The organism is Ruegeria sp. HU-ET01832 (genome assembly GCF_040371315.1).
Taxonomy (GTDB): domain Bacteria; phylum Pseudomonadota; class Alphaproteobacteria; order Rhodobacterales; family Rhodobacteraceae; genus Ruegeria; species Ruegeria lacuscaerulensis_A.
On record NZ_BAABWL010000016.1, the window covers coordinates 1 to 3,840 of the forward strand.

Below are 3,840 nucleotides of genomic sequence, written 5' to 3' on the forward strand. Positions count from 1 at the left end.
TCCTAAAGTCAGCCCTGTTTTTTTCAGGGCTGACGTTTGATTTAGCTACAGGCTTGGACTGCGCGTTTGGTCATGACGCTGACCAGATGTGCGCGATAGTCTTTGCTGCCATGGAGGTCGCCGATCATGTTCATTGGGTTCACCTTGAGACTCATCAGGGCGTCGGCGCGGAACTCTTTGGTCAGGGCTTCCTCGGCCTCGGACCAGCGGAATACACCATCTTCGCTGGCGCCGGTTACGGCGACGCGGACACCATCCGCGAACCGTGCCAGGTAGACCCCCACCAACGCAAAGCGCGATGCCGGCTGCAGGAACTTCTGATAGCTTGCGGCCTGCGGCACCGGGAAGCGGATCTGGGTGATGATCTCGCCCTCATCCAGCGCGGTGGTGAACATGCCCTGAAAGAAATCATCTGCCGCAATTTGCCGCGTATTGGTCACAACGGTCGCGCCCGAACCCAACACCCCTGCCGGATAACAGGCCGCCGGATCATTGTTGGCCACCGACCCACCAATTGTGCCGCGATTGCGCACTGCCGGGTCCCCGATCTGACCGGCCAATGCTGCCAGCGCCGGATAGCTTGCCGCCGCCTCGCGCGCCACCGTGGCGTGGGTCGTCGCCCCACCGATAGCGACCGAGCCATCATCCTCGATGCAAACCCCTTGCATCTCGGCAATCCCGCTCAGCGACACCAACGCCGAGGGCGCCGCCAACCGCTGCTTCAACGTCGGGATCAGCGTCTGACCACCCCCCAACGCCTGCGCATCCTCAGCCCCCAACGCAGCCACCGCATCGGCGATGGTCGAGGGCTTCTCAAACTCGAAATTATACATTCCGCTTTTCCTTTCCGAAGAACATAGATCCGCTCTTCATCTGGCTATAAATACCTCGGGGGTCTGGGGGCAGAGCCCCCAGCTACCCCAACCTCTCAGCTGTTCATCGCCGCCCAAACGCGCGACGGGCTCACCGGCATGTCGATGTGATCCACCGCTTTGCCGCCCGAGTTCATCGCATCCAGAACCGCATTGACCACCGCAGGGGGTGAGCCAATAGCCCCAGCCTCACCACAGCCCTTCACCCCCAGCGGGTTATGCGTGCAGGGCGTCTGGCTGGAATGATCGACGCCGTAGAAGGGCACGTCATCGGCGCGGGGCATGGCGTAATCCATGAAGGACGCGCTCAGCAGCTGGCCATTCTCATCATAGGCGCAGTTCTCCAGTAGCGCCTGACCGATACCCTGACCGATACCGCCATGCACCTGACCATCCACGATCATCGGGTTGACGATATTGCCAAAGTCATCGGCGGCGGTGAAGGCCTCGATACTGACCTTGCCGGTCTCGGGGTCCAGCTCGACCTCGCAGGCATAGGCGCCCGAGGGGAAGGTAAAGTTGGCCGGGTCGTAAAACGCGGTCTCCTCCAGCCCCGGCTCGACCTCCAGCGGGTAGTTATGCGGCACATAGGCCGTCAGGGTCACATCGCCCCAGGCCACTGACTTGTCGGTGCCCGCGACGCTGAACTGACCGTCTTTCAGCTCAATATCGGCCTCGGAGGCCTCCAGCAGGTGGGCGGCGATCTTCTTGGCCTTGTCGATCACCTTCTCGGTGGCCTTGACCATGGCCGAGCCACAGACCGCAAGGCTGCGCGAGCCATAAGTGCCCATCCCAAACGGGATCTTCGAGGTGTCGCCATGCACGATCTCGACCATCGACTCGTCGATGCCGATCATGTCGGCCACGACCTGCGGAAAGGCGGTCTCATGCCCTTGCCCATGGCTGTGTGCGCCCACCATGACGCTGATCGAGCCGGTGGCGTTCACCCGCACGGTCGCAGCGTCATAAAGACCCGCGCGCGCGCCCAGCATGCCAACGATGTTCGACGGCGCAATGCCGCACGCCTCGATATAGCAGTTGATGCCCAGACCGCGCAGCTTGCCCTTGGCCTCGCTTTCCGCACGCCGCGCGGCAAAGCCTGCCAGATCGGCGGCGGCCTCAAGCTTGTCCATGGTCCCGTTGTAATCGCCAGTGTCATAGGTCAGCGCCACCGGCGTGTCATAGGGGAACTGGGTGATGAAGTTCTGACGGCGCAGCGCAATGGGATCGACCCCCAGCTCGCGCGCAGCTTTGTCGACGACGCGTTCCAGCTGATAGGTCGCCTCCGGCCGGCCCGCACCGCGATAGGCATCCACCGGCACCGTGTTGGTGAACATCGCCTTCACGTTCACCTGAATGACCGGCGTCTTGTAATTGCCCGCCATCAGCGTGCCGTGCAGCCATGTGGGCACGGAACTGGAGAAGGTCGACAGATAGGCGCCCAGATTGGCATAGGTGTTGGTGCGCAGACCGACAAAGTTATTGTCGGCATCCAGCGCAAGTTCGATCTTGCTGACATGGTCGCGGCCATGGGCATCGGACATGAACGCCTCGGACCGGCTGGCCGACCACTTCACAGGCCGGTTGCAGGCCTTGGCGGCAAAGGTCACGAACGCCTCTTCCGCATAGTGGAAGATTTTGGTGCCAAAGCCGCCGCCCACATCCGGGGCCACCACGCGGACCTTATGCTCGGGCAGGCCCAGCACAAAGGCGCACATCAGCAGGCGGATCACATGCGGGTTCTGCGAGGTGGTATAGAGCGTATAGTCCTCGGTCCCGCGGCTGTATTCCGCCACCGCCACGCGCGGCTCCATCGGGTTGGCAACCAGACGGTTGTTCACAAGATCCAGCGTTGTCACATGCGCCGCATTGGCGAAGACCTCGTTGACCTTGGCGTCATCCGCCTCGCCCAGCTGCCAGTCATAGCAGATGTTGTTCTTCAGATCGTCATGGACCAGCGTTGCACCATCCTGCGCGGCGGCCTTCATGTCGATCACGGCGGGCAGTTCTTCGATATCCAGATCGATCGCCTCGGCGGCATCGCGCGCCTGTTCCAGGCTGTCAGCCACCACGGCCGCGATGGGATCACCCACATGGCGCACTTTACCCTGTGCCAGAATGGGGTGCGCCGGTTCCTGCATGGGCGCGCCATGCTTGTCCGTCACCTCCCAGCCGCAGGGGATGCCGCCCACCCCTTCGAAATCCTTGCCGGTGAATACCCGGACCACACCGGGCATGGCCTCGGCCGCCGAAGTGTCAATGCTGGTGATCCGGCCATGCGCGATATCCGAGCGCAGGAAATACACATAGGCCTGTCCGGCCACGTTGATGTCGTCGGTGTAATTGCCCGCTCCGGTTAGAAAGCGCACGTCCTCGCGCCGCTTGGAACTGGCTCCGATGCCACTGTCTTTGGGCATTGCTTGTTCTCCTCCCATAAACGGATGCTAACGCATCCTTGTCCTCCCACGGGTGCTACAGGCCCGCAGTGGCGTTTATTCCGCAGCGATGCTGCTGACGTCCTGACCCGATGCGGCCATGATCGCCTTGACGATGTTATGATAGCCCGTGCACCGGCACAGGTTGCCTTCCAGATAATGCCGGATCTCGGCCTCGGTCGGGCGCGGGTTTTCCTTCAGCAAGGCCGCCGCACTCATCACCATGCCCGGCGTGCAGAACCCGCATTGAAGACCGTGATGATCCTGAAACGCCTGCTGAATGGTGTTCAAAGACCCATCCGCAGTCGCCTGGCCTTCAATCGTACCAACCTCAGACCCGTCCGCCTCAAGCGCAAGCATGTTGCACGACTTCACAGCCTGACCATCAACATGCACAACACACGCACCACATTGCGCCGTGTCACACCCAACATGCGTCCCTGTCATCCCCAAATGATCACGCAAAAATCCAGACAATAACGTCCGACCCTCAACTTCACCGCTCACAGCTACGCCGTTCACAGTCATCGAAA

General features: G+C 61.6%; 3 protein-coding genes. All 3 read right to left on the reverse strand.

Translation table 11 applies throughout. The features are described from left to right. Window positions 1-41: 41 nt before the first annotated feature. On the reverse strand, window positions 42-833 hold the full coding sequence (locus ABWV79_RS22240; RefSeq protein WP_353394993.1) for an FAD binding domain-containing protein: 792 nt from the start codon (window positions 831-833) through the stop codon (window positions 42-44). 95 nt (window positions 834-928) lie between these two features. Next, window positions 929-3,289, reverse strand: a complete 2,361-nt coding sequence (locus ABWV79_RS22245; RefSeq protein WP_353394995.1) for a xanthine dehydrogenase family protein molybdopterin-binding subunit — start codon at window positions 3,287-3,289, stop codon at window positions 929-931. 75 nt (window positions 3,290-3,364) lie between these two features. Continuing rightward, on the reverse strand, window positions 3,365-3,840 hold a 476-nt coding region (locus ABWV79_RS22250), incomplete at its 5' end, for a (2Fe-2S)-binding protein (RefSeq protein WP_353394997.1).

Bases quoted from the DNA above. Each gene is read 5' to 3' on its own strand.
- ABWV79_RS22240 (WP_353394993.1), bottom strand. From the start codon at position 833: ATGTATAATTTCGAGTTTGAGAAGCCCTCGACCATCGCCGATGCGGTG.
- ABWV79_RS22245 (WP_353394995.1), bottom strand. From the start codon at position 3,289: ATGCCCAAAGACAGTGGCATCGGAGCCAGTTCCAAGCGGCGCGAGGAC.